The sequence below is a fragment of the Variovorax sp. P4_D9 genome (genome assembly GCF_056401695.1).
The window spans coordinates 1-25276 of sequence record NZ_JBFUIU010000013.1 but is presented as its reverse complement, the minus strand read 5'-3'; the positions used below and the strand labels follow the sequence as shown (position 1 = coordinate 25276).

Sequence of the window (25276 nt, the reverse complement as noted above, 5' to 3'; positions counted from 1 at the left end):
GAAGTCTCACGGCACGATCTGCTGTGGCGAAGCGTACAACCGCAGCCTGCTTCGCACAGGGCCCGCAATGCAGCACCCGAACGTAGGGCATGCGGCCTAAGCTTTTGGACATCCAAAGGCCCGACTCCCGCCCCTTCATGACACACCCCATCGCATTGCCCAACAAGGCCGCGCTCGACGCCATCGACCGCGCCCACCTCATCCACCCCGTCTCGCCCTGGCGCGTGCACGAAGAGCGCGGGCCCACCGTGCTCGCCTCGGGCCGCGGCGCGTGGCTGACCGATGCCAACGGCCATGAACTGCTCGACGCCTTCGCAGGCCTGTGGTGCGTGAACGTGGGCTATGGGCAGGAGAGCGTGGTGCAGGCCGCGGCCGAGCAGATGCGCCGGCTGCCGTATGCCACGGGCTACTTCCATTTCAGCAGCGAGCCGGCCATTCGCCTGGCCGAGAAGCTGGTGCAGATCACGCCCGCATCGCTGACCCGCGTGTACCTGACGCTCGGCGGCTCCGATTCGGTCGATGCCGCGGTGCGCTTCATCGTGCAGTACTACAACGCGATCGGCAAACCGTCGAAGAAGCAGTTCATCGCGCTGGAGCGCGGCTACCACGGCTCCTCGTCCACCGGTGCGGGGCTGACCGCGCTGCCGGTCTTCCACCGCGGCTTCGACCTGCCGCTGCCCACGCAGCACTACATCCCTTCGCCCAACCCGTACCGCCATGCCGACGGCGCCGATCCGCAGGCGCTGATCGCTGCCTCGGTGGCGTCGCTGCGCGCCAAGGTCGAGCAGTTGGGCGCAGACAACGTGGCGGCCTTCTTCTGCGAGCCGATCCAGGGCTCGGGCGGGGTGATCGTGCCGCCCAAGGGCTGGCTCAAAGCCATGCGCGAGGCCGCGCGCGAACTCGATATCCTTTTCGTGGTGGACGAGGTCATCACCGGCTTCGGCCGCACCGGCCCCATGTTCGCGTGCGAGGCCGAGGGCGTGGAGCCCGACCTGATGACCGTGGCCAAGGGCCTGACCGCCGGCTATGTGCCGATGGGCGCGACGCTGATGTCGGAGCGGGTCTATGCGGGCATTGCCGATGGTGCGCCGGCCGGCGCGTCGGTTGGGCATGGCGCCACCTATTCGGGGCACCCCGTCAGCGCCGCGGTTGCGCTCGAGGTGCTGCGGCTCTACGAAGAGGGCGGCGTGCTGGCCAACGGCCAGCGCGGCGCGGCACATTTCGCGGCCGGCCTAGAGGGGCTGCGCGCGCACCCGCTGGTGGGCGATGCGCGCCACCGCGGCCTGCTGGGTGCGCTGGAGCTGGTAAGCGACAAGGCGAGCAAGCGCGGCTTCGACGCGGCGCTCGGGCTGCCGGACCGCATCTTCGCCGCGGGCTACCGCAACGGGCTGGTGTTCCGCTCCTTCGGCGATCACATCCTTGGCTTCGCGCCGGCGCTTACCTTCACCGAGGACGAGTTCGCGCAGATGTTCGTGCGGCTCAAGAACACGCTCGACGAGGTGCTGCAGGCGCCCGACGTCCGCGGCGCGCTGGCGGACTGAAGCGGCCCCGGGAAAACAACGGACGCAGCGCGCAGAGTGCGGCCGCAGAATCGACGACTCCGCGTTCACCACCACCACCACCCATGTCAGAAGCATTCAAGATCGACCGGCTCGACCTGCGCATCCTCGCCGAGCTGCAGAAGAACGGCCGCATGACCAATGTCGACCTGGCCGATGCGGTGGGCCTGTCGCCCAGCCCCTGCCTGATGCGCGTGAAGCGGCTGGAGCAGGCCGGCTACATCGCCGGCTATGGCGCGCACCTGCGGCTGGAGAAGCTGGGCGACACGCTAACGGTGTTCACCGAGGTCACGCTGCAAGACCACCATCGCGAGGACTTCGTGCGCTTCGAGACCGCCATGCAGGAGGTCGACGAAGTGCTCGAGTGCCATCTGGTGAGCGGCGGCTACGACTACCTGCTGCGCTTCCTGACGCGCGGCGTCAACCATTACCAGGAAGTGATCGAGGAACTGCTCGAACGCAACATCGGCATCGCGAAGTACTTCAGCTACATYGTGATCAAGTCGCCTTTCATCAAGACGCACTGTCCGATCGAGCGGCTGTTCCCGCATCCGCGCTGAGGCGCTTGCGTTCAGCCCATTCCCGGCTGATGGTGGCTGACGGCAGGATCTGCTTGCAGCGACTCGGACAACCGCAGCCTCCTTTGTGCAAGACCCTCATTGCAGCACCGGCGCGAGGGGCACGCAGCCTAAACTTTTTGCYATGAACTCCCCGATCATCGAACACCTCAGGAGCGCTGGCCACCTGGACCGCATGTACGTTGGCGGCGAATGGGTCATGCCGGAAACGCAGGATCGCAGCGCCGTCGTCGACCCATCGACGGAGGAGCCCGTCGCGGATATTGCGCTGGGAAGTGCAAGTGACATTGCTGCCGCGGTGGCTGCGGCGCAGCGCGCTTTCGTGACCTGGTCCGTGAGTTCCCCGCACAGCAGGGCCTCGCTTCTCGATCGCGTGCACAGTCTGATTCTCGAGCGCGCGGAGTTGTTTGCCCAGGCCATCTCGCTGGAGATGGGCGCGGCAATCGGCATGGCGCGTAGCACTCAGGTGCCTATTGCGGCGGAGCACATCCGCGTGGCCCGGGACATTGCGGGCAGCTATCCCTTCCTCACCCATCGGGGCGACACGGCCATCGTGCGAGAAGCCATCGGGGTGTGCGGCCTGATCACGCCCTGGAACTGGCCGCTCTACCAGATCACCGCCAAGGTCGGCCCCGCCTTGGCGGCGGGATGCACCGTCGTTCTGAAGCCCAGCGAACTGTCGCCGCTAAGCGCGTTGCTGTTCGCGGAAGTGATGCACGACGCCGGCGCTCCGGCGGGTGTGTTCAACCTGGTCAACGGCCAAGGGCCAGAGGTTGGCGCCGCTCTGGCTGCGCACCCGGATGTCGACATGATCTCCATCACCGGCTCCACCCGGGCCGGCGTGCTGGTGGCGCAGGCGGCCGCACCAACTGTCAAGCGCGTGGCCCAGGAACTCGGCGGTAAGTCGCCCAACGTCATCCTGCCCGATGCTGATTTCGCACGCGCCATACCGGCTGCGGTGGCGGCCGGTATGCGCAATGTTGGCCAGTCCTGCAGTGCGCCCACCCGCATCCTCGTGCCGCGCGTACGCCTCGCGGAGGTCGAGCGGCTCGCATGCGAGACGGCCTCTGCATTCGTCGTGGGCGATCCGCGTTCGCCGCAGACCACGCATGGTCCGGTAGCCAACCGCGCGCAGTTCAATCGCGTGCAGGAGATGATCGGTGTCGGCACGGCCGAAGGCGCGCGCCTCGTCTGTGGCGGCCCCGGCCGGCCGCAGGGGCTGGAGCGTGGCTGCTACGTGCGCCCGACACTTTTCTCCGACGTGCAGCCGCAGATGCGGATCGCGCAGGAAGAGATCTTCGGCCCGGTGCTGGTGATCATCGCCTACGACAGCGTGGACGAGGCGGTGGCCATCGCCAACGGCACCGAATACGGCCTCGGGGCGCACGTGCAGGGCCGCGACCTGGCGGCCGCGCGCGCGGTGGCCTTGCGCATCCGCTCCGGACAGGTCCACATCAACAACCCGCCCTGGAGCCCCGATGCGCCCTTCGGCGGCTACAAGCGCTCGGGCAACGGACGCGAGTACGGCGTCGAGGGCCTGGAGGAATACCTCGAGACCAAGGCCATCCTCGGCTACCTAGACGGCCCGGCGCCCGCTGCCGCATGAGGGCGCCAACGCAGACAAATACCCGCAACTCAAAGGAACAACGACCATGACCGTGGCCCTGCTGCTGCACCGCGCCGATGGCGCATCGCCAAAGACCTCTTTCCGCAGGGCTGCCTTCGGCCCGGCCGATCCCTTTGCGCGCAACCGAGAAATCGCTTGGGAAGGGCCGGGCGAGATGAGCGCCGGCCGCGTCAGCTTCACCGGTGACCTCGATGTCGCGCGCTTTCCCCACATCGAGACCCTTGTGGTGGTGGAGGGCGAGCTGACCCTGACGGTGGCCGGAGAGGCCCCGATGGTGCTCGGTCCGCAAGCGGGCGCCGTCATCGGATGCGGTACCGCACTTCACATCCAGGCTGCAGCGCGCACGCGATTCGTCTTTTGCGCGGCCGCTTGCGAGAAGCCGACCCAGCGTGGCGTCACTGCACTGCGCGCCGAAGCCAACTTCAAGCCGTCCAATCCGCCACCGGCCGAGACGCTGCTGGGTCCCACGCCGCAATGCCGCAGCGACAACGTGTTCACCGACGACGGCGCGCAGTACCTCGCGGGCACCTGGGAGTCGACCCCTTACCACCGGATCGTCCGGGCGCATCGCCTCAACGAGTTCATGTTCCTGCTGGCCGGCGGTGTGCGGTTTGCAGCCCCCGACGGCAGCGTGCTGTCTGCCGTCACCGGCGATGCGCTGTTCGTGCCGCAGGGCGCACCGATCGGCTGGGAAAGCAGAGACCGCGTGGCGAAGTTCTACGTGTGCCAGAGCGTCCAGGCCTGAGGCGACGATCGAGCCCCAGCCATGTCACAGCCACTGCGCCTTGTCGAGACTTCGCCCACGCTGCCGGCCCGCGCCGACGTCGTGGTGATCGGCGGCGGGATCATCGGTGTCTTCACCGCCTACTACCTGACGCAGCGCGGGCTGTCGGTCGCCCTGGTCGAAAAGGGCCGCATCGGCGCCGAACAATCGAGCCGCAACTGGGGCTGGTGCCGGCAGCAGAATCGCGACGCGCGCGAACTACCCATGTCCACCCGGAGCCTGGAGCTGTGGGATCAGTTTGCCGCCGACAGCGGCGAAGACACGGGCTTCAAGCGCTGCGGCTTGCTGTACCTCAGCAACGACGAAGCCCAGATTGCCGGCTGGGCCAAGTGGCGCGAGTTCGCCACGACGGTTGGCGTGACCACGCACATGCTGAGCGGCCGCGAGGCCTCGGAGCGCGGCCAGGCGACCGGCCGCGCGTGGAAAGGCGGCGTCTTCTCACCCAGCGACGGCACGGCCGATCCGGCCAAGGCAGCGCCCGCCGTGGCAGCCGCGCTCATGAAACTCGGCGGCACGGTGCACCAGAACTGCGCCGCGCGTGGCATCGAGATGGAAGGCGGCCGGCTCAGCGGCGTGGTGACCGAAGCGGGGACCATCAAGACCCGCACCGCCGTGCTCGCAGGCGGCGCGTGGGCGTCCTCGTTCTGCAACCAGCTCGGCGTGCAGTTTCCGGTCGCCACGATCCGCCAATCGATCGTGCGACTGGCGCCGGTGGATCAGCAACTGCCGGCCGCGCTGACCAGCCCACGCGTTGCTATCACCCGGCGCCCCGACGGCCACTACGTCCTGGCCATCAGCGGCCGAGGGCGCGCCGACCCCACGGCACAGCTGGTGCGCTTCGCGCCGCAGTTCTTGCCGATGTTCGCCAAGCGCTGGCGCAACGTGTTTCCCGGTGGCCTGGAAGGCATCCGATGGGGCCACGAAACCCGCGCTCGATGGAAGCTGGACGCTCCCACACCGATGGAACGGGCGCGCATCCTCGACCCGACGCCCGACCCCGCGGGTGTCCGCGAAATCCACCGCCGTGCCGTCGATCTGTTGCCTGTGCTGCGCGAAGCCCGCATCGTCAACACCTGGGCGGGCTACATCGACAGCACGCCCGACGGCGTGCCGGGTATCGGCGAGCTGCCGCAGGTTCCCGGGCTCATCCTGGCTGCAGGTTTCTCGGGACACGGCTTCGGCATCGGCCCCGGCGCTGGCCACCTGATCGCCGACCTGGTGTCTGGGGCCAAGCCGATCTTCGATCCCGCGCCTTTCGATCCCGCACGGTTCAAGGAGTCGATGTGGGGCAAGGTGGCTGATTTCTAGACCTGTTCCGGGTTTGCCGCACCAGGCTGACGACCCATCTCCTTTGATCACCACACGAAGGGCTTCGATGATCCGGCGCATTGCCTTCATCCACACGGTCGCGATGCTGGTCGAGCGGTTCCGTCCGCGCTTCCAGTCGGAGTTGCCCGACGCAGATTGCTTTCACATGCTGGACGAAAGTGTCCTGCAGGATCTGATCCGGTACGGTCCTTCGAGCGGCATCACGCGCCGCATCGTCACACTCTCGCAACTGGCGGCCGACGCGGGGGCCGAGTTGATCGTTTTCACGTGCTCGTCGACCTCACCGGCCATCGATACGGCGCGCCAGACGATTGGTGTGCCCATCCTCAAGATCGACGATCCGCTCTACGCCCGCGTGGCCAGCGAGCCCGGCCGCATCGGTCTGATCTGCACGACCGCCTCGACCGTCGCACCGAGCCGCGCGCTGCTGACCGCGCACGCGCAGGGCGCCGGCCGGGACATCTCGGTGGAAAGCGTGCTGTGCGCGGCGGCATTCGACGCCCTGGCCAGCGGCCGGCGTGACCTGCACGATCGCCTCGTGTGCGAGGCTGCGGCCGAGTTGGCGCCACGGGTCGATCGCATCGTCCTGGCGCAAGCCTCGTTGGCGCACCTGGCCGAACCGCTCGCCGGTCAACTGGGGCTACCGGTGTTCGCGAGCCCGGAACTGTTGGTGCAGGAGGTGGTTGCCCGGGTGCGGGATTCGGCCTAGCAACAAGGACAAGCCATGACCATCCTGCTCGGCTGCATCGCCGACGACTTCACCGGCGCCACCGACCTGGCCAACAACCTGGTGCGCGCCGGCATGCGCGTGGTGCAGACCATCGGCGTGCCGGCTGGGCCCCTGGACAGCGAAGTCGATGCGGTGGTGGTGGCGCTCAAGTCGCGCACCATCGCGCCAGCGGAGGCTGTGGCGCAATCGTTGCAAGCGCTGCGCTGGCTGCAGGCGCAGGGGGCGCGGCAGATCTACCTCAAGTACTGTTCCACCTTCGACAGCACGCCCGCGGGCAACATCGGCCCGGTGACGGAGGCGCTGGGCTGCGACTTCACCATCGCCACGCCGGCATTCCCGGACAACCAGCGCACCGTTTTCAAGGGCCACCTGTTCGTCGGCGACGTGCTGCTCAGTGAAAGCGGCATGCGCAACCATCCGCTCACGCCGATGACCGACGCCAACCTCGTGCGCGTGCTGCAGGCACAGACACAGCGGCGTGCGGGCCTGGTCGACCACCGCAGCGTCGCCGCGGGCGAAGCGGCGATCCGCGCGCGCATCGCCGAGTTGCAGGCCGACGGCGTCGGCATCGCCATCGTCGATGCCGTGTCCAACGACGACCTGCTCTGCCTGGGCCTTGCGCTGCGCGACCTGCCGCTGGTCACGGGGGGTTCGGGTGTGGCACTCGGGCTGCCGGCCAACTTCGGCATCAGGCCGTCGGTGCAGTCCGCAATGCTGCCACCGGCGCGCGGGCGGCAGGCCATCGTGTCGGGCAGCTGTTCCACTGCCACCAACGCGCAGGTGGCCGAGTTCATGGGCTCCGGCGGCGCCGCGCTGGCACTGGAGCCGCTGCGCATCGCGGCGGGCGAGGACGTTGTCGGCGAGGCGCTCGCCTGGGCCGGGCTGCGGCTGGCTGATGGCCCGGTGCTGGTGTACTCCACAGCCCCGCCGGAGGCGGTCCAGGCCATCCAGGCGCGCGTGGGCGTTGAGGAAGCCGGCGCGATGGTCGAGCGCACGATCGCCCGCATCGCCTGCGGCCTGGTGGAGCAAGGCGTGCGCCAGCTCGTCGTGGCCGGCGGTGAGACGTCGGGCGCCTGCGTGCAGGCCCTGGGGATCTCGCGCCTGCTGATCGGTCAGCAGATCGATCCTGGCGTGCCATGGTGTCACACCGCGTCGCCGCTTGCGCCGGACGGCCTGCACGTCACGCTCAAGTCGGGCAACTTCGGCACCCCCGACTTCTTCCGCAAGGCTTTGCGGGCGCTGGCGGCATGAGTGCAAGGCTGCTCGACGAAGCCACCGCGCGTTCGGAGATCTGCCGCATCGGCCGCAGCTTCGATCGCGGCTACGTGCACGCGAGGGCGGCAACATCAGCGCGCGTTTGGCCGACGTCTTCCTGATCACTCCGACGGACGACTGCCTCCGTTCCCTGGACACAGCCCGGCTGGCCCGGCTGGACGCAGATGGGCGCCAGGTCGCTGGCGACTTGGCCAGCAAGACGGTCGCGCCGCACCGGTGCATCCATGCGGTCACTGCCGCGAGTGGACAACCGGCCGGGTCGGTGATCCACACGCACAGCACCTCGCTGGTCGCGTRCTCTTTGAAGGCATTCGAAGCGAAGGGAAGCTTGGATGGAGAAGCGGACTTGCTGCCACGCCGTACTTCGTGATGAAGGTCGGCCGCGTCCCGCACATCCCTACCGACGCCCCGGCGCCGATCAGGCCGCCGAGGCGGTGGCGCAGGCCATAACGCGCCATGCTGCCGACAGCCGGCAACGCGTGCCGTGATGCTGGCGCGCCTGGGCCGGAACATCTGGCACGACAACCCGGCCGCCGCGATGGCGGTGCTCGAGGAACTCGAGGAGACCGCGCGGCTTTGGCTGCTGGCGCGAGCCTACTCCGCTGGATGAGGCGCAGCTTGCCGAACTCCGCAGCGTGTTCGGCGCCAAGTGGTAGCCGGAGGTTGATTTCCAGCAGGCACTGCGCAAGCGGCGCCGCGAGTCAGGACCAAGCAAAGTTTCGGCAAGCGTCGCGATTGAAATGGATTCCACTTGCGTCACACATGAATGCGGCATTTCCTCAGCCGCCGGATTCATAGACTTATAGCCACCCCAACCAGTGGACTTGTCGATGACCTTCAAACCCAAATTCATCAGTTTCGACTGCTACGGCACCCTCATCAACTTCGAGATGGGTCCGACCGCGAACGTCTTGTTCAAGGACCGCGTCCCGACCGATCGGATGCCTGCCTTCCTGGACAGCTTTCGGGCCTATCGCCTGGACGAAGTCATGGGCGAGTGGAAGCCCTTTTTCGACGTCGTGGAGAACTCGATCCGGCGCGCCTGCAAGGCGCACGGCGTGGACTACAGGCCGTCGGACGCCGCAGCGCTGTACGACGCCATCCCAACGTGGCAACCGCATCCGAACGTCGTCGAGGTTCTGGAGGCGATCGCACCGCACGTCCCCCTGGTGATCCTCTCGAACTCGATGGTCGACCTGATCCCGGCGAGCGTCGCCCATCTCAAGGCAAAGTTTCACGCCGTCTACACCGCCGAGGAAGCACGCGCGTACAAGCCGCGCTTCCAGACCTTCGAGTACATGTTCGACCAGCTCGGATGCCCGCCGGACCAGATGATGCATGTCTCGTCGAGCTTCCGGTACGACCTGATGACGGCCTCCGACCTGGGCTTCATGGCCAAGGCATACATCGATCGTGCGCATGAGCCGGCTCGCGAGGGCTACGGTGTCAGCCGCTTGACCGACGTCCGTCAGCTTCCCGGCCTGCTCAGCCTATGACCGCGTTGAGCACCACCGCGCCAGACCTCGCGCCCGCGGCGGTGGAGGCATTGGTCCATCGCCTCTACGGCATCGAGGGTTCCACCCGGCCRCTGGCGGGCGAACGTGACCAGAACTGTCTGGTGCAGGCGTCGGACGGCTGTCGCTACGTCTTCAAGATCAGCAATCCATCCGAGCCGGCCTCGGTCGTCGACTTCCAGATCGCGGCGCTCGACCACATTGCCCGCGTGTCGCCGGACCAGCCGGTGCCGCGCGTCGTGCGGACACTGGAAGGACRCACGCACGGCAACATAGCGCTACCTGAGGGCCTCCCCACACGCGTGCGGATGCTGACCTACCTGGACGGCATCCAGATTCGCGAGACCGTGCGCACCGCCGCGCAGCGTCGGGCCATGGGGACAGGACTTGCTGAGTTGAACCGCGCACTGCACGGTTTTGCGCATCCGGGCGCCGCGCACGACCTGCTGTGGAACGTCGCAACGGCACACCGGCTGGCCGAAAAGCTCGACGGCATCGTCGATGAGAACCGCCGCGTTCTCGCCCAAGCGTTCATGACGCGCTTCACCGAACACGTGCTGCCGCGCCTGGCGGCGCTACGGTCGCAGGTGATCCACAACGACTACCACCTCTACAACGTGCTGGTCGCACCCGACGATCATTCGCGCATCGTGGGGGTCATCGATTTCGGCGACATGGTGCACGCGCCGCTCGTCGGCGAAGTCGCAACAGCCGCCGCCTTCCACATGGCCGGCAGCGCTGATCCATTCGACGGGCCGGCCCAGTTCGTGGCCGCCTATCACGCCGCCTTGCCGCTGACCGACGCCGAACAGGAGGTCGTCGCCGATCTCATGGCAACGCGCCACCTCATCACGGTGCTGATCTCCGAATGGCGCGCCGCGCGCTACCCCGAGAACCGCGCCTACATCATGCGTCACAACCCCGCAGCATGGGAGGCGCTGTCCCAGATGGCGGACCTGTCCCGCAACACCGCACGTGACCGCCTGCTGGCGAGCCTGCACACTGGAGCCCATCAATGAAGAGCACGACCGACCTCAACATGGTCAACGCCTATATCCCGGGCCGCGCCGACGTGAGCCCGGCCACCGCCGCGATGATCGCGCGCCGCGACGCCTTGCTCGGCCCGGCTTACCGCCTGATGTACGAGCGGCCGCTTCACATCGTGCGAGGCGAAGGCGCCTGGCTSATCGACCCGGAAGGGCGCCGCTACCTCGACGCCTACAACAACGTCACGTCGCTCGGACATTGCCATCCGGCGGTGACCGAGGCGATCTGTCGGCAGGTACAGACGCTGGCGACCAATACGCGCTATCTCCACGACACGATTCTCGAACTGGCGGAACGCCTGCTTGCGAGCGTGCCGGAGACCGAGCTTGCCCACCTGATGCTGACCTGCACCGGCAGCGAGGCCAACGACCTCGCCTATCGCATTGCGAAGGTCCGCACCGGTGGCACCGGCGTGATCGTGACCGACACGGCTTATCACGGCATCACCGACGCGGTGTCGAAATTCTCGCCCTCACTGGGCGTGACCGTCGATCTCGGCGAGCACGTGCGCCTGGTTCCGGCGCCACGCCTCTATCACGCCGAAGGCGCCGACCTGTCCGAGCGCTTCACACGCGACGTCGAGGCGGCGATCGCGGACCTGCGCCGTCATGGCATCAAGCCGGCCGCGCTGATTGTTGATTCGCTGTTCACCAGCGACGGCATCCTTCCCGGCCCAGAGGGTTTCCTGAAGGGCGCAGTCGATGCAATCAAGCGGGCAGGCGGGCTGTTCATTGCCGACGAGGTCCAGCCCGGTTTCGGCCGGACCGGCGAGCACCTTTGGGGTTTTCAGCGCCATGGCGTGCTGCCCGACATCGTGACGATGGGCAAGCCGATGGGCAACGGTCAACCGATTGCCGGATTGCTGGCGACCGCTGACGCGCTGGCGGAGTTCGGCAAGAGCTCGCGCTATTTCAACACCTTTGCAGGAAATACCGTCTCGTGCGCGGCCGCATTGGCAGTCATCGACACGATCGAGCGCGACCGGCTAGTGCAGCACGCTGCCACGGTCGGGAAGATCCTGCGCGACGGCATCGCCGCTCTGGCCGGCCGGCACGAGGCCATCGGCGACGTGCGCGGCGCGGGCATGTTCGTCGGGGTCGAACTCGTCTCCGATCGCGCAGCGCGAACGCCCGATCGCAGCCTCACGAGCCAGGTGGTCAATCGGATGCGCGACAAGGGCGTGCTGATCAGCGCCTGCGCGATGGGACACAACGTGCTCAAGATCCGACCGCCGCTTGTGCTGTCAGCGGATCAGGCGGGTCTCGTCATTCAGGCGGTCGACGAATCCCTGCGTGAAGCGCAGAGGGCTCGCGCTGACTAGCCACGGCGTCCAGCCTTGGTGTCGGGTCGTGTGAACAGGTTCTGGCGGCACATCGACACTGGGCGCTACGATTCACCCATGTCTTCGGCAGTCTCACTCGACAAGTTCGACCTCAAGATCCTTGCGCACCTTCAGCGCGAGGGTCGCTGTTCGAATGTCGAGTTGGCTGATGCCGTCGGCCTGAGCCAGAGTCCGTGCCTCGTGCGGACGAAGCGGCTGCAGGAAATCGGGGTGATTCGCGGCTATGGCGCTGACATCGCGCTGGAGAAGCTGGGCACGTGCGTGATCGTCTTTTCCGAGGTGACCATCAGCAGCCATCGGCACAAAGACTTTCGCAAGTTCGAAGAGGTTGTGGGTCAGCACCGCGAAATCGTCGAGTGGTACAACGTCAGCGGTGGCTACGACTACTTGTTGAACATCGTGGTGCCGAGTGTTGCCTTTTTTCAGAAGCTGATGGAGAGCCTGCTGCAAAGCGATATCGGCATCGAGAAGTTCACGAACCGGATCGTATTGCGACAGTCATCCAACAAGCGCATCTATCCGCTTAGCCTCATCGCAGAGCCGCGCGGCGGCATCGGGTCACACTCGGTGAACCATAGGCACGAGACTTCGAATAACCCACGTTGATTCCGGCGCCGAGCGCCGCTGCGCCAAGAGATGCACGGTCGCCGCCTTGCCGGCCCGCTGGCCGAGGTTTCCCAATGGGCACTGCGCGAGTAGCTGATGCACCGGCTACCACATCGCGCCGAACACGCAGCACAGTTCGGCGATCTGCGCCTCGTCACGTGGTGTCAGCCGCGTCAGCAGCCAAAGCCGCGCGGTCTCCTCGATTTCCTCGAGCACCGCCATCGCGGCTGCCGGGGTGTCGTGCCAGACGTTCGGACCCAAGCGCGCCAGCATCACGGAACGCAGTTGCTGGGCGTCGGCGGCGTTGCGCGCAACGGCCTGCGCCACCGYCKCGGCGGCCTSATCGGCGCCGGGGCGTCGGTAGGGAATGTGCGGAATGCGGCCAACCTGCGCTGGTGCAGCGTGATCGTCTTGCTGGCACGGTCGCCTGCGATTTGGCGTCCGTCGGCGTCCAGCCGAACCAGCCGGTCTGCGTCCAAGGAACCGAGGCACGCATCCGTCGGGGGTGATCAGGAAGCCGTCGGCCAGGCGCGCGCTGATGATGTTGCCAGCCGTCGCGTGCACGTAGCCCCGATCGAACAAGCTTCGGCGGACGCGGCAGATCTGGGAACGCGCGGTGGCTTCGTCGAGCGAGGTCGCGCTCATTGAGGCGACGCGCCACTTCATCACGGCGCAGATCTCCGAATGGCACGCCGCGCGTTACCTCGAGAACCGCACCTACACCCGAAGCGCTCGGCTAAGGACTGCACCCTCGGCGTGATACAGGCGCGAGTCGGTACCACTCGCACATGCTGGCCCGATCGACGGTCGCACCCAGCGAGGGCGAAAATTTCGAGAGCGGTGTCGGTGATCCGTGATACGCGGTGTCGGCCACGATCACGCGGGTGCCACCGGCGCGGACCCTTCRCAATGCGATAGGCGAGGTCGTTTGCCTCACTGCCCGTGGAGGTCAACATCAGGTGAGCCAGCCCGTTTGCGACACGCTCGCGAGCAGGCGCTCTGCCGCTCGAGAGTCGAATCGTGCAGGTAGCGCGTATTGGTGGCCATGGTCTGCACCTGCCGGCAGATCGCCCCGGTCACCGCCGGGTGGCAATGCCCGAGCGACGTGACGTTGTTGCGTCGAGATAGCGTCGCCCCTACGGGTCGATSAGCCAGGCGCCTTCGCGACGCACTATGTCCAGCGGCCGGTCGTACATCAGGCGGTAGGCGGGGCCGAGCAAGGCGTCGCGGCGCGCGATCATCGCGGCGGTGGTCGGGCTCGCGTCGACGCGGCCGGGGATGTACGCATTGACCATGTTGAGGTCGGTCGTTCCCTTCATTGATGGGCTCCAATTTGTGCGCCAGCAGCAGCCGGTCACGTGCTGTTGGGCGACACGCTGACCGTGTTCACCGCGGGCACGTCGCGGATCGCGGCCTCGAAGCGAAAGAAATCCTCGCGTCGTGGTCCAAGGGCTGCTGGAGCGCAATATCGGCATCGAGACGTACTTCATCTACACCGTCATCAAGTCGCCGTTCGTCAAGACGCATGGCCCGATCGAGAAGCTCTTCCCCGAGCGCGCGGCTTGATGCTGTCACGCGGCCTCTGGGCCGAAGTGGGCAGGCTCGCATTGCAAAAGCATCATCTGCCAGGGCCCGCTTGAAAACAACACGAAGCTCGGCATCGAGCCCGAATTGCAGCATCACGCTGCGGCGGCGCGCATGTAGTCTTGTCAGCACGATCACGGCGCCGGAACGCGGCTGGGCACGCCGATGGTCCTGCTGGCCGACCGTGCGCGGCCACCGAGAGCAGTCCGCCCGAGCCCTTGATTCATAGAGAGATCACACCGATGAAGACACTGTTGCTGAACAAACAGGATGTAGGAAGCCTCATTTCCATGAAGGAAGTCATCGGAACGGTGGAGGAGGCGTACAAGGCCTTCAACAGCGGCCAGGTGATTCAACCGGCCTATACATGCATCCACCTCCCGCCACCCCGGGGCGAAATCGACTTCAAATTGGGATACTGCGAGGCCAACGAGGTCATCTCGATGAAGGCCTCATCCGGGGGATTCCCGAACAATCCCACCGAGCACGGCGTGCCCAGCGGCATGGGAACCATCCTCCTGTTCGACGCCAGAACCTGTGCGCTCATTTGCGTGATGGACGGCAGCCTCATCACCGGCCTGAGAACAGGCGCCGCCGGAGCGGTGTCGGTCAAGGCGCTGGCCCGCAAGAACGCGAAGACCATCACCTCCATCGGGACCGGCAATCAGGCCCGGATGCAGATCCGCGCGATCCGGGAGGTGATGACGATCGAAACCATCCATGCGTGGGACCACCAACCCCAGACTCTCGCCCAATACAAGGCCGACATCGAGCGCGAGTTCGGCATCCCCGTGGTGATGGCCCGCTCCAAACAAGACGCAGTGGAACAGGCAGACATTCTCGTCACCACCACGCGCGGCAAAGGCTCACTGGTGGAAGCCGCCTGGGTGCGACCCGGCACGCATATCGTCGCCATCGGCACGGACACGCAAGGCAAGCAGGAACTGGAGCCGGAGATCTTCAGGAACGCCAGGATCGTCAACGATTCGATCGCGCAATGCGTCGAGAAAGGCGAGACCTGGCACCCGCTGCACAACAACATCATCAGCAAGCACGACATCCACGCCGAGATTGGCGAGATCTTGCTGGGCAAGAAGCCGGGGCGCGAGTCCGACGACGAGATCACGATCTTCGACTCGACGGGCATGGCCATCCAGGACAACACGACGTCGAACCTGATCTATCGCAACGCCATCGCCAGCAACACCGGTACGGCTTTTGAGTTCATTCGATCATGACGCCCCTGCTTGAGCACCCAACCCTTCGCGACATCCACCAAGCGCAGGAACGACTGAAAGCCCACATCCGGCGCACGCCCCTGCTGCGTGCCGAGAAGATGGAGACCACCCTCGGGTGCGAGGTGTACCTCAAACCCGAGATGCTGCAGATCACCGGGGCCTTCAAGATCCGCGGCGCGCTGAACAAGGCCTTGTCGCTGCCCCGCGAGGCCATTGCCAACGGCATCATCGCCACTTCTTCAGGCAACCATGCCCAGGGGCTGGCCTACGCGGCGCGGATGCTGGGTGTCAAAGCGCTTCTGGTGGTGCCCGTCACCACCCCGAAAATCAAGGTGGAGAACACCCGGGCGCTCGGCGCGGAGGTGATTCTGTTCGACGGCGACACCGCGGCGCGATGGAAGCGGGTTTACGAGATCGCGGCAGAAAACCACTACGCCGTAGTGCACGCATTCGAGGACCCCATGGTCATGGCGGGCCAGGGAACCATTGGCTGCGAAATCCTGGAAGACCTGGCCGACGTTGACACTGTCATCATCCCCATGGGCGGCGGGGGTCTCATCTCCGGCATTGCCACCGCCATCAAGGAAACCAAACCCTCCGTACGTGTGGTGGGCGCGGAACCAGCGCTGACCCCCAAGTACTTCCATAGCCGCATCAACAACGAGCGCACCTCTCTGCCGCTGAAGAACACGATTGCCGACGGTTTGCGCATCAGTGTGCCGGGCCAGAACCCCTACCCAATCATCGAAAGGTACGTCGACGAGATCGTGCTGGTGGAGGACGAACACATCATCGAGGGCATGCGCATGCTGGCCAAGGACGCCAAGCTGATCGCAGAGCCGGCTGCCTCGATCGGCATTGGCGCGCTGCTGGCGAAAGGACTCAAGGTGACGCCGAAGGAAAAGGTCTGTGTGGTGTTGACAGGCGGCAACTGGGATCTGTGCGATCTTGCCGAAGTCTTTCAACGCGGCAATTGATCGCTCTCGAGTTGGGGTGCCCGCAATGGGAAGGCAACGCCGCCAAAGCATCATTTGCCGAGACCCGCTTCACAACCACATGAAGCGCGGCTCGCGCACATGCCATTCGCCCGTGGTGTGCGCCGGAAAGAGCAAGGTGTCGGCTGCTCGAATCTGAAGCGCTTCGCCGCCGGTCGGCGTGAAGCTGCAGACCCCTGCACGGATGTGCATGACCTCGGCGTTGGGCAACGGACGCGCGAAGCGCCCGGGCCCGCATTCCCGGATACCGCTCTTGTTGTCGCCGGCGCCCGGCAGTTCGACGTCGATGCCGCGCAGGCGGCAGGACGGTTGGCTGTGCGGACCCGCAGGCGTGCCCTGGTCTTGGAGGCCGGCGATGGCGGCAGATTGGCGTAGTGCGGTGATGCTCAGGGTCGGGTGTGGAGGCCGAAGAAGGCCTCATCACGCCAGCGCGCGCTCGGCGACTTCGCACAGCCAGCGCACGCCCAGCGGCAGCGCGTCGTCGTTGAAGTCGTAGCAGGGGTGGTGCAGTGCGCGCTCCCCGTCCGGCCCCGGGTCGGCGCGGCCCTGGCCCAGCCACAAGTAGGCGCCCGGAACGCGCTGCAGCATGAAGGCGAAGTCTTCCGAGGTGAAGGCCGCGCGCGGCGCCATGTCGGCCTGCAGGCCGACGGCTTGAGCCGCGGCGATCGCGAGCGCCGCTTCTTCGGGCGTGTTGAGGGTGGCGGGGTAGTAGCGCACGTAGCGCACCTCGGCCTGGACGCCGCTCGCCAGCGCCACGCCGTCGACGGTGGCACGCAGCGCGGCCTCGATGCGGTCTTGCGAAGCGAGGTCGAAGCTGCGCACGGTGCCCGTGATCGAAACCTCCGCCGGCAGCACGTTGTGGCTGTGCCCGCCTTCGATGCGCGTGACCGAGAGCACCGCCGATTCGCCCGGATCGATGCGTCGCGAGACGATGGTGTGCAGCTGCGCGACGAGCTGGCTCGCGGCGAGGATGGCGTCGGGCGTGTGGTGCGGCTGTGCCGCGTGGCCGCCGCGGCCGCGCAGCACGATGTCGAAGCGGTCGGCCGCCGCCATGATCGGCCCGAGCCGCGTCTGCGCCCGGCCCAGCGGTAGGTCGGGCCAGTTGTGCAGCGCGTAGACGCTGTCGCAGGGGAAGCGATCGAACAGGCCGTCCTCGATCATGGCGCGCGGGCCTCCCTTGCCTTCCTCTGCCGGCTGGAAGATGAAGTGCACCGTGCCGTCGAAGCACCGCGTGCGTGTCAGCTGACGCGCGGCGCCGATCAGCATGCTGGTGTGGCCGTCGTGCCCGCAGCCGTGGTGAACGCCTTGCGTGCGGCTGGCGTGGGCGGTGCGCCCCAGCTCGACCATGGGCAGGGCGTCCATGTCGGCGCGCAGGCCCACGCTTCGCGCACCGCTGCCGCAGCGCAGCGTGCCGACCACGCCGGTGCCGCCCAGCCCTTCATGGACTTCGAGGCCGATCAGGCGCAGCGCCTGGGCCGCCACGCCGGCGGTGCGCCGCTCCTCGAAGGCGAGCTCCGGATGTGCGTGCAGGTCGCGGCGCAGCGCGACCAGTTCGGGCAGCAGGTCTGCGACCGGCGCGGCGATCGCGTCCGGGCTCAACCGCGGGCCTCGACCGCGTCGGCACGCGAATGGCGGTTAGGCGGCGAGGAAGTACTCATCCGTTTCGCCAGCCTTAGCCACGGCTGAGCGCAGGCAGGCGAGCATGTCGCCCTCGAAATCGATCAGCGTGCCAACCACGTCGATAGTGAAGTCCTTGAAATCCAGCACGGACATGCAAAATCTCCAGAAATAGCGCATGAGAGTGAACTTGAGCATAAGTGCGCGCCTCGCAGGTCGGTACCGAATTGGGTCTACGCTGCGGCACGGCGTTTCGTTATTGACGCGTTACCAGCATCTTCTTTGGCAGCGGAACGGCCCCATGCCTTGTCTATGCCCGTCTCATAAATAATGGGCACTCGTTTCACGTTGCAGAGCAACTCGTAGGAGATCGTGCCTGCACGACGGGCCACTTCATTGACGGGCACGTGCCGGCCCCACAGTTCGACGCGGCTTCCGATCCCGGATCCAGGATGGTTGCTCAGATCGATGGTCAGCATGTCCATCGAGACGCGGCCAACCACGCGGGTGATCGTGCCGTCGACTGCTACGGGCGTGCCAGTCGTCGCAAGGCGTGGATAGCCATCGGCATAACCGATCGCGACCAGCCCGATCCTCGTCGGTTCCGTCGCGACGAAGCCTCCGCCGTATCCCAGGGCGTCGCCCGATTGGAGCGTGCGAACTGCGAAGACTTCGCTTTCGAGAGTCATCACGGGGCGCAATTGCTCATCGCCCCCCTCCCCTGCCCCTCGCTGCGGCACGGGATTTGCGCCGTACAACAGGATGCCAGGCCGGGCCCAGTCGCGCCGCGCCGAGGGCCATTGGAGGATGCCGGCCGAATTGCTCAGACTGTGATCCCCTGGCAACGCTGCCGTTGCGGCATCGAACGCCGCCACTTGCCGGGATGTCGCATCGCTGCCTGGCTCGTCGGCCCTGGCGAAATGCGTCATGAGCGTGATGTTCGACACCCTGCCGCTCGCTTGCAGTCGAGCATAGGCGCTCGGCATGTCGGCGAGTGCAAACCCGGCCCTACCCATGCCAGAGTCGGCTTTCAGCCAGACTTCCAGATGGCCGGAAGCGCGGTCGTTCTCGATCATGCGAAGCTGGGCTTCTTGGTGCACGACGATCCATAGATTCAGAGTTCGTGCTGCCTTCAGTTCGCCGGCGTCGAACAACCCCTCGAGCACCAGGATGGGGCCTTCAATCCCCGCCGCCCGCAATGCCGCCGCTTCCTCGACAAACGCCACAGCGAAGCCGTCGGCGTGATCCAGCAGCGCCTGTGCGCAGCGCACAGCGCCATGTCCATATGCATTGGCCTTGATTACGGCAAGCGCGCGTCCGCCGTGCATGCGGCGTGCCAGTGAGTAGTTGTGACGCAGCGCGTCCAGGTTGACGCGGGCGCGCGATGGTCGTGTCATGTGATTGCGCCGGCGGGCCGTGTCAAGCGACCACGCGCGGAGCTCGGCGTGTAGCGATCGATGCCAAACCCGACGGCGCTGATATCCGTGCGCTGACCCATCACCATGTCCGAGATCAGCTTGGCCGATCCGCAAGCCATGGTCCAGCCCAGCGTGCCGTGCCCGGTGTTGAGGAACAGGTTCGGGTACTTCGTCGCGCCGATCACCGGCGTGCTGTCCGGCGTCATCGGTCGCAGGCCGGTCCAGAAGGTGGCACGGGCCAAGTCGCCTCCCGGGAACAGATCGTTGACGACCAGTTCCAGCGTGGCGCGACGGCGCGGGTTTAGCCGCAGATCGAAGCCACCGAGTTCCGCCATACCGCCGACCCGGATGCGGTCATCCAATCGCGTGACCGCGATCTTGTAGGTTTCGTCGAGGACCGTCGACTGAGGTGCAAAGGCCGGATCGACCAATGGGACAGTGAGCGAGTAGCCTTTCACGGGATACACGGGTAGATCCAGACCGAGCGGCCGCAGAAAACTGCGTGAGTAGCTGCCGAAGGCGAGCACGAAGCGATCGGCCTTCAATAGCGTCCCACCGGCGCGGACGCCAACGACTCGCCCGCCTTCGGTTACGAGGCCATCCACTGTCTGGTCGAAGCGAAACTCGACCCCGAGGGCGCGCGCGCGATCCCACAGTTCGTTGGTGAAGCGATGGCAATCACCGGTTTCGTCCTTTGGCAAACGCAGCCCGCCGGCGAGCCGTTTGCGCGCCTGGGCCAGGCTGGGTTCAATCAAGGCAAGCTGGTCTGCGTTGAGCAGCTCGTAGGCTACGTTGCATTCCTGCAGCACGGCGATATCGCGCTGGACCGCGTCGAGCTGTGCCTGAGTGCGGAACAGTTGAAGCGTTCCCCCGGTGCGCTGCTCGTACTCAATGCCCGTGTCTGCGCGCAGCTGCTGAAGGCACTCGCGACTGTATTCGGCGACGCGCATCATGCGTTCCTTGTTGATCGCATATCGCTCGGGTGAGCAGTTGCGCAGCATCCTGGCCATCCACTGCAGTTGAAACAGACTGCCATCGAGCCGGATCGCCAATGGTGAATGCTTCTGGAACATCCACTTGATCGCCTTCAGCGGAATGCCGGGGGCGGCCCAAGGCGTGGAGTAGCCCGGAGACACCTGACCAGCGTTGGCGAAACTGGTCTCCAGCGCTGGCCCAGGTTGGCGATCGAGCAATGTGACCTCGGACCGGACTTGGCGAGATAGTAGGCGGTGCTCGTTCCGATGACGCCGCCGCCCAGGACAATGACTTTCATGGCAGATTTAAGAGTGGAGAGTGATTCGCCAAATTTATTCGCTGGGAACCAATGCATTTGATTGATCTTGAGCACATTTGCAGCGAATATCACTGCCAACCCCCTGCCTCACGCCACGCCCAAAGTGAAATGCCCGCCCTCGATCGAACCGACCGCAAAATCCTCGACATCCTTCAGCGAAACGGCGCATCGCGATGACCGAACTCGCCCAACAGATCGGCCTGTCCACTTCTCCCTGCTCGGAACGGGTCAAGCGCATGGAGCGCGAGGGCGTGATCACGGGATACCACGCGCGTGTGGCACCGAATGCGCTGGGCAAGAAGCTGCTGGTGTTCGTCGAGATCACGCTGGCGGCCAAATCGGGCGAAGTCTTCGACAAGGTGCGCAAGGAACTGCTGCATGTTCCCGACGTGCAGGAGTGCCATCTGGTCTCAGGCACCTTCGACTACCTTGTCAAGGCGCGCCTGAGCGGCATGGAGGAATACCGCAGTCTGCTGGGCGACATCCTGAAGAAGCTGCCGGTGACCGCACAGTCCAATAGCTATGTGGTGATGGAAGAACTCAAGGAATCGCTACTGCTGCGCACCGACCGCTGAATTCGAGCGTCTTCTCGGTCGAGCTGCGGAAATTGCTGATCGGGCGGCTTCCGGGTTGTTGCCCCGGCCTCTTTCTGACAATTCATCCGCACTCCTGGGGTGTGGGGGAGCGGCCATGGCATCGAACGCGGCAACTGTCACGATGAGCATGCTGGAACGACCTGTTCAGCCAGGACGAGCTCGATGGGATCGCCGACAGCATGAACAACCGCCCTCGCGCTACGCACGCATGGGACGCGCCCCTGGAGGTGTTCCCCGAACTCGGCTCGTCTAACCAACTGCGAGCTTCAATCCACTGACTCAACCTGTTGCGCCTCAGACTTGAAACCGCCAAGTAACCCGTGGCATAGCGCAGCCGGCGCATCTGCTCGGCCGCGGCCGCCACCACGCTCTCCTGTCCATAGCCTGCGCCACAGGCCGGCGATTCTGGCGCCAAACGCAGCATCGTGGCCAGCTCGAACTAGACCTCTGATGCTCCGGCATTCGCCTCGCACATCTGTGACTATCTCCTGTTGAAAAGGCACTTCGATCCCCAACGATCTGCTGCTGCAGCGCTCACAACAGCATCGGTCACCGCGAAGCTGCGCCTATTCTTCTCAAAGAGAAAACTCTACGGAGAGACATCATGGCATCCCAGCATCACACCGTGAACGCAGCCCCTTGCATGAGCTTCAACCGTGAGCTGCGCTTCCTTCCGATTACGGAAAGCATGCAGTGCCTGACCTTTCCCTGCGACGCCGCCGGGCGCGTCGATCTCGACTCACTCGGCGACCGCGCGCGAAGCACCTACCTGTTTGCCCGCGCTCTGATGGGACGCGACTACGCATTCCCAGTCATCTGTCCGCGCGATTCCACAATTCCCGCTCAGTAACTGCTCTACAGCGCAGCTGTTCGGCTCGCTGCGGTCGAAAGAGTTGCGCCGCGAAGCTGCGCTGCGGCAAGAACTCTGCTAATCACATTGCCACAGTGTTCAGATGCCACCAAAACGACCCGCGTCGGCTTCGCAATCCAAAGACGCCTTTCGATTCAAGCGCGATCCAACCTCATCCAGGATGCGAAGCGTGAACCGCCTCCTGAATCCTGGAAGCCCCTTGATTCTGCAAGCCGCTATGACCTGCTGCTCAAGTTGACGACAGGGCGGACTTCAACAAGGGCCTCGCCGGCTTTCTCAACGGTCAGGGTCACAAGCCGGATTGGCTGCGTCAGGTTCTCCGGGACGAGCAATGCGGTCATTTCCGCGGAGCTCATGATCCCCAGTTGCTCGGCCGTGGCGGCGATAGTGTTGCCGGTGGCCAGTGCCGACTTGGCGATCTTGGCGGCCTTCTCGTAGCCGATGATCGGATTCAGGGCCGTGACGAGGGTCACCGACTCTGCCACCCGCTTGGAGAGAATCAAATGGYTGGCTTGGATGCCCTCCACGCAGTTGACCTGGAGCGTCTTGCAGGCGTTTGCGAGATGCTTGGTGCTTTTGAACAGCGCCCACCCATGATCGGCTCGAAGGCATTGAGTTGCAGTTGACCGGCCTCGGATGCCATCGTGATCATCAGATCGTTGCCGATCACCTCGAACGCGACCTGGTTCACCACTTCGGGAATAACCGGGTTGACCTTGCCGGGCATGATCGACGAGCCGGCCTGGCGCGCCGGCAGGTGTATGTCGCCGAAGCCGGCTTGCGGACCGGACGACAGCAGGCGCAGATCGTTGCATACCTTTGACAACTTGCAGGCGACGCGCTTGAGCACCCCTGACAGCTGGACAAACGCACCGGTGTCCTGCGTCGCCTCGACCAGGTTGGCCGCGCGCACGACCGGAATGCCGCTGAACTCGGCCAGCAGGGGAATCACGATTTCACTGTAGCCCGCCGGGGCATTGATACCCGTGCCGATCGCGGTGGCGCCCAGGTTGACCTCGGTGATCAAATCCCTAGCTTCGCGCAGGCGGGCCTCGTCTTCGCCGATCATGATCGCGAAGGTCGCGAATTCTTGGCCCAGCGTCATTGGAACGGCGTCCTGCAACTGGGTTCGGCCAATCTTGAGTACCGCGCGAAACTCTTCGGCCTTGCGCTCGAACGACGCACGCAGGTTGGCCATTGCGGCGAGAAGTTGCTCGATACCGTTCCAAGCGGCCAGTCGCAGCGTCGTGGGGTACACGTCGTTTGTGCTTTGCGAAGCGTTTACATGATCGTTGGGATGGATCAGGTCGTAGGAGCCTGGATTCGCGCCCATATGCTCGAGGGCACGGTTCGCGATCACCTCGTTGGCATTCATGTTGGTCGATGTGCCCGCTCCACCTTGGATCACGTCAACAACGAACTGGTCGTGCAGCTGACCGGCTATTAGATCGTCGCAGGCGTCGTTTATGGCCGCGGCCCTGGACGCATCGATGACACCGAGCCGGGCGTTGGCGGCGGCAGCAGCTTTCTTGACATGCGCCAATGCCCGAACCAATTCCGGCATCTGAGAGACGGTCTGGCCCGTGATCGGGAAGTTGTCCACGGCGCGGGCCGTGTGCACGCCCCAGTAAGCATGCGACGGAATATGCTTTGAGCCGAGGAAGTCGGTCTCCAGGCGGGAGTTCAATTCATTCATCAGTGACTTTCGAGGGATGGGATTAGAGGACAGCTGTCGTCAAGGGAGTGTGAAAAAATACGAAGAGGCTGCCCACCCGTCGGCGAGTATGTGCATTGCCTCGCTCTTGGCCATCTGGCGCTCGGATTGCCCAACGGTGCATTCCGACTAGCAGGCTCAGCGAACGTCAGCGGCGGCCGCGGCACAGGCCTGATGTCGACGCTGCAGTTCCCCGCTCTCTCGATTCCCCCATCCCTCAGCACGCAACACAAGGAGTCCATCATGCACGCTGCACACATCCCCCAGGCCGGGCCCATTCTCATCACCGGCGCCGCAGGCAACGTCGGCGGCATCGGCCGAACGCTGACGAAACTGCTGCTCGACGAAGGCCATCGCGTGAGAGCGATGGTGCGCCGGCAGGACGAGCGCGCCGAGGCGCTGGCCGTGCTGGGCGCGGAAGTCATCGTGGGAGACCTGCTCGACCTGAAGTCCATGCACGCCGCGGTCGAGGGCTGCGAGCGCGTCTACTTCGGCATGTCGGTGTCGGCTTCCTACCTCGAAGCGACCGTCAATGCGGCGGCGGTCGCGCGCCATCACGGCGTCAAGGCCTTCGTGAACATGTCGCAGATGACGGTCTCGCAAATGAGCATCACCGAGACGACGCCCAGCCCGCAGCACAAGCTGCACTGGCTGGCCGAGCAGGCGCTGAACTGGTCCGGCCTGCCAGTCGTGCACGTGCGCCCCACCATGTTCATGGAGGGATTCTTCCGGCAGATGTGCGCTCCTTTGCTCAAGCGTTCCAACGTGATTTCGCTGCCCATGGGCGATGGCAAGACGTCGCCGATCTGCGCCGAGGACGTGGCGCGCGCGGTGGCCGCCATCCTGACAAATCCCGCACCGCACATCGGCCACATCTACAACCTGGCCGGGCCGCACTCGGAGACGATGACTTACTACGCGGCCGAGTTCTCCGAAGCCCTGGGCCGCACGATCACCTACGAAGACATCGCACCCGGGCCCTGGCGCGAGAGGTTGGTCAATTGGGGCCTGCCCCTGCACCTGATCGACCATCTGACGGCATTGGGGGAGCTCAACCGCCAGAACCGCTTCGACCGCGCTTCGGACGACATGCTGAAGCTGACGGACACCCCGGCAATGAGCCTTCGCGAGTTCGTGCGGCGCAATGCGTCCGCTTACGATCTGTCGGCCTGAAGGGATCCAATAGGTCCGACCCACTGAGCCAGTCGTCAGCGCCACAGGGTCAGGCGATCGCTTGCACAGACTCTAGGGGCGACGAGAGCTGCGGTCTCCGATGAAGCTCAATAGCTCACTCGACCTCATGCCGTGAGGTTCCCCAGAGCAGACGCTTCTGAAAGGCGGCCCTTGGCCGAAAGTGCCATGTCGGAAACGCTTGGGCGGGCGGACTACTTGCGCCAGAACGCCCACCAAGGTCCTGCAATTCGGCGTGGGGCGCGTAGGTCCGCCCCGAGCGTGGATAGGGCTCCGCTTCTTCGGCGCAGTTCGCGCTCCAGTTCATGAGCCCGACCATTGGCGTCTCGTTCTCCATGCAACGCTCGAGCTCGCCACTGTGCAGCTA

21 protein-coding genes and 6 pseudogenes are annotated in these 25276 nt (G+C 65.4%); 19 read left to right on the top strand and 8 right to left on the bottom strand.

Annotated features, from left to right (window positions below):
- Positions 1 to 137: 137 nt before the first annotated feature.
- The 12 genes and pseudogenes from AC1DY5_RS02925 (at position 138) to AC1DY5_RS02870 (ending at position 12391) form a co-directional block, all read left to right on the top strand.
- Positions 138 to 1541 carry an aminotransferase class III-fold pyridoxal phosphate-dependent enzyme gene (locus tag AC1DY5_RS02925; protein ID WP_478108266.1) on the top strand — a complete coding sequence of 468 codons (1404 nt, stop codon included), beginning with the start codon at positions 138 to 140 and terminating at the stop codon, positions 1539 to 1541.
- Between the two features lie 83 nt (positions 1542 to 1624).
- Complete coding sequence (locus AC1DY5_RS02920; RefSeq protein ID WP_478108264.1) at positions 1625 to 2119, top strand: Lrp/AsnC family transcriptional regulator; 495 nt, start codon at positions 1625 to 1627, stop codon at positions 2117 to 2119.
- Between the two features lie 142 nt (positions 2120 to 2261).
- Positions 2262 to 3743 (top strand): aldehyde dehydrogenase family protein, encoded by a 1482-nt coding sequence (locus tag AC1DY5_RS02915; protein WP_478108262.1) that lies wholly within the window; start codon positions 2262 to 2264, stop codon positions 3741 to 3743.
- Between the two features lie 46 nt (positions 3744 to 3789).
- Positions 3790 to 4509: a cupin domain-containing protein gene (locus tag AC1DY5_RS02910; RefSeq protein WP_478108260.1), complete on the top strand. Its 720-nt coding sequence runs from the start codon at positions 3790 to 3792 to the stop codon at positions 4507 to 4509.
- A gap of 21 nt (positions 4510 to 4530) precedes the next feature.
- Positions 4531 to 5856, top strand: coding sequence for an NAD(P)/FAD-dependent oxidoreductase (locus tag AC1DY5_RS02905; protein WP_478108257.1), 1326 nt, complete (start codon positions 4531 to 4533; stop codon positions 5854 to 5856).
- Positions 5857 to 5959: 103 nt separating this feature from the next.
- The gene (locus tag AC1DY5_RS02900; RefSeq protein WP_478108255.1) at positions 5960 to 6586 is read left to right on the top strand and encodes an aspartate/glutamate racemase family protein; all 627 of its coding nucleotides are present in this window, start codon (positions 5960 to 5962) and stop codon (positions 6584 to 6586) included.
- A 15-nt stretch (positions 6587 to 6601) separates the two neighbouring features.
- Positions 6602 to 7858, top strand: a complete 1257-nt coding sequence (gene otnK / locus AC1DY5_RS02895) for a 3-oxo-tetronate kinase (RefSeq protein WP_478108251.1) — start codon at positions 6602 to 6604, stop codon at positions 7856 to 7858.
- A pseudogene (locus tag AC1DY5_RS02890) lies at positions 7855 to 8538 on the top strand (class II aldolase/adducin family protein). Before otnK ends, AC1DY5_RS02890 begins: the two are co-directional and overlap by 4 nt.
- A gap of 174 nt (positions 8539 to 8712) precedes the next feature.
- Positions 8713 to 9378 (top strand): haloacid dehalogenase type II, encoded by a 666-nt coding sequence (locus AC1DY5_RS02885; protein WP_478108249.1) that lies wholly within the window; start codon positions 8713 to 8715, stop codon positions 9376 to 9378.
- Entirely contained in the window at positions 9375 to 10415 is a 1041-nt protein-coding gene (locus tag AC1DY5_RS02880) for a phosphotransferase (protein WP_478108246.1), read from the top strand. The genes AC1DY5_RS02885 and AC1DY5_RS02880 overlap by 4 nt, the downstream gene beginning before the upstream one ends.
- On the top strand, positions 10412 to 11764 hold the full coding sequence (locus AC1DY5_RS02875) for an aspartate aminotransferase family protein (protein ID WP_478108244.1): 1353 nt from the start codon (positions 10412 to 10414) through the stop codon (positions 11762 to 11764). The genes AC1DY5_RS02880 and AC1DY5_RS02875 overlap by 4 nt, the downstream gene beginning before the upstream one ends.
- A 78-nt stretch (positions 11765 to 11842) precedes the next feature.
- The gene (locus AC1DY5_RS02870; protein ID WP_478108242.1) at positions 11843 to 12391 is read left to right on the top strand and encodes an Lrp/AsnC family transcriptional regulator; all 549 of its coding nucleotides are present in this window, start codon (positions 11843 to 11845) and stop codon (positions 12389 to 12391) included.
- 105 nt (positions 12392 to 12496) lie between these two features.
- On the opposite strand, the gene AC1DY5_RS02865 is transcribed toward AC1DY5_RS02870, so the two are convergent.
- Positions 12497 to 13036, bottom strand: coding sequence for a class II aldolase/adducin family protein (locus tag AC1DY5_RS02865; RefSeq protein WP_478108295.1), 540 nt, complete (start codon positions 13034 to 13036; stop codon positions 12497 to 12499).
- Here AC1DY5_RS02865 and AC1DY5_RS02860 point away from each other — a divergent pair.
- Positions 13008 to 13151: a hypothetical protein gene (locus AC1DY5_RS02860; protein ID WP_478108298.1), complete on the top strand. Its 144-nt coding sequence runs from the start codon at positions 13008 to 13010 to the stop codon at positions 13149 to 13151. The two genes, AC1DY5_RS02865 and AC1DY5_RS02860, sit on opposite strands and share 29 nt — an antisense overlap.
- A 376-nt stretch (positions 13152 to 13527) precedes the next feature.
- Here the strand turns inward: AC1DY5_RS02860 and AC1DY5_RS02855 are convergent, their stop codons facing one another.
- A complete protein-coding gene (locus AC1DY5_RS02855) occupies positions 13528 to 13710 on the bottom strand; it encodes a hypothetical protein (RefSeq protein ID WP_478108240.1) in 183 nt (60 codons plus the stop codon).
- Between the two features lie 124 nt (positions 13711 to 13834).
- Here AC1DY5_RS02855 and AC1DY5_RS02850 point away from each other — a divergent pair.
- The 3 genes and pseudogenes from AC1DY5_RS02850 to AC1DY5_RS02840 all read left to right on the top strand — a co-directional run.
- Positions 13835 to 13957: pseudogene (locus AC1DY5_RS02850) on the top strand (Lrp/AsnC family transcriptional regulator); the annotation flags it as partial.
- 260 nt (positions 13958 to 14217) lie between these two features.
- The gene (locus tag AC1DY5_RS02845) at positions 14218 to 15213 is read left to right on the top strand and encodes an ornithine cyclodeaminase family protein (protein WP_478108238.1); all 996 of its coding nucleotides are present in this window, start codon (positions 14218 to 14220) and stop codon (positions 15211 to 15213) included.
- Complete coding sequence (locus AC1DY5_RS02840) at positions 15210 to 16190, top strand: threonine ammonia-lyase (protein ID WP_478108236.1); 981 nt, start codon at positions 15210 to 15212, stop codon at positions 16188 to 16190. Before AC1DY5_RS02845 ends, AC1DY5_RS02840 begins: the two co-directional genes overlap by 4 nt.
- 69 nt (positions 16191 to 16259) lie before the next feature.
- Here the strand turns inward: AC1DY5_RS02840 and AC1DY5_RS02835 are convergent, their stop codons facing one another.
- The 5 genes and pseudogenes from AC1DY5_RS02835 to AC1DY5_RS02815 form a co-directional block, all read right to left on the bottom strand.
- Positions 16260 to 16484, bottom strand: a complete 225-nt coding sequence (locus AC1DY5_RS02835; RefSeq protein ID WP_478108293.1) for a cupin domain-containing protein — start codon at positions 16482 to 16484, stop codon at positions 16260 to 16262.
- A gap of 144 nt (positions 16485 to 16628) precedes the next feature.
- Positions 16629 to 17807, bottom strand: a complete 1179-nt coding sequence (locus AC1DY5_RS02830) for an amidohydrolase (RefSeq protein WP_478108234.1) — start codon at positions 17805 to 17807, stop codon at positions 16629 to 16631.
- Between the two features lie 39 nt (positions 17808 to 17846).
- A pseudogene (locus tag AC1DY5_RS02825) lies at positions 17847 to 17981 on the bottom strand (HAD family hydrolase); the annotation flags it as partial.
- A 77-nt stretch (positions 17982 to 18058) separates the two neighbouring features.
- Positions 18059 to 19222, bottom strand: coding sequence for an alanine racemase (alr, locus tag AC1DY5_RS02820; protein WP_478108232.1), 1164 nt, complete (start codon positions 19220 to 19222; stop codon positions 18059 to 18061).
- A pseudogene (locus AC1DY5_RS02815) lies at positions 19219 to 20516 on the bottom strand (D-amino acid dehydrogenase). The gene alr and the pseudogene AC1DY5_RS02815 overlap by 4 nt, the downstream one beginning before the upstream one ends.
- 129 nt (positions 20517 to 20645) lie before the next feature.
- Here AC1DY5_RS02815 and AC1DY5_RS02810 point away from each other — a divergent pair.
- Positions 20646 to 21112, top strand: a pseudogene (locus AC1DY5_RS02810) (winged helix-turn-helix transcriptional regulator).
- A gap of 625 nt (positions 21113 to 21737) precedes the next feature.
- Positions 21738 to 21983, top strand: coding sequence for a hypothetical protein (locus tag AC1DY5_RS02805; RefSeq protein WP_478108230.1), 246 nt, complete (start codon positions 21738 to 21740; stop codon positions 21981 to 21983).
- 236 nt (positions 21984 to 22219) lie between these two features.
- Here AC1DY5_RS02805 and AC1DY5_RS02800 read toward each other — a convergent pair.
- Positions 22220 to 23700, bottom strand: a pseudogene (locus AC1DY5_RS02800) (aspartate ammonia-lyase).
- 261 nt (positions 23701 to 23961) lie between these two features.
- On the opposite strand from AC1DY5_RS02800, the gene AC1DY5_RS02795 reads away from it, so the two are divergent.
- Entirely contained in the window at positions 23962 to 24891 is a 930-nt protein-coding gene (locus AC1DY5_RS02795) for an NAD(P)H-binding protein (protein WP_478108229.1), read from the top strand.
- Positions 24892 to 25276: the final 385 nt, after the last annotated feature.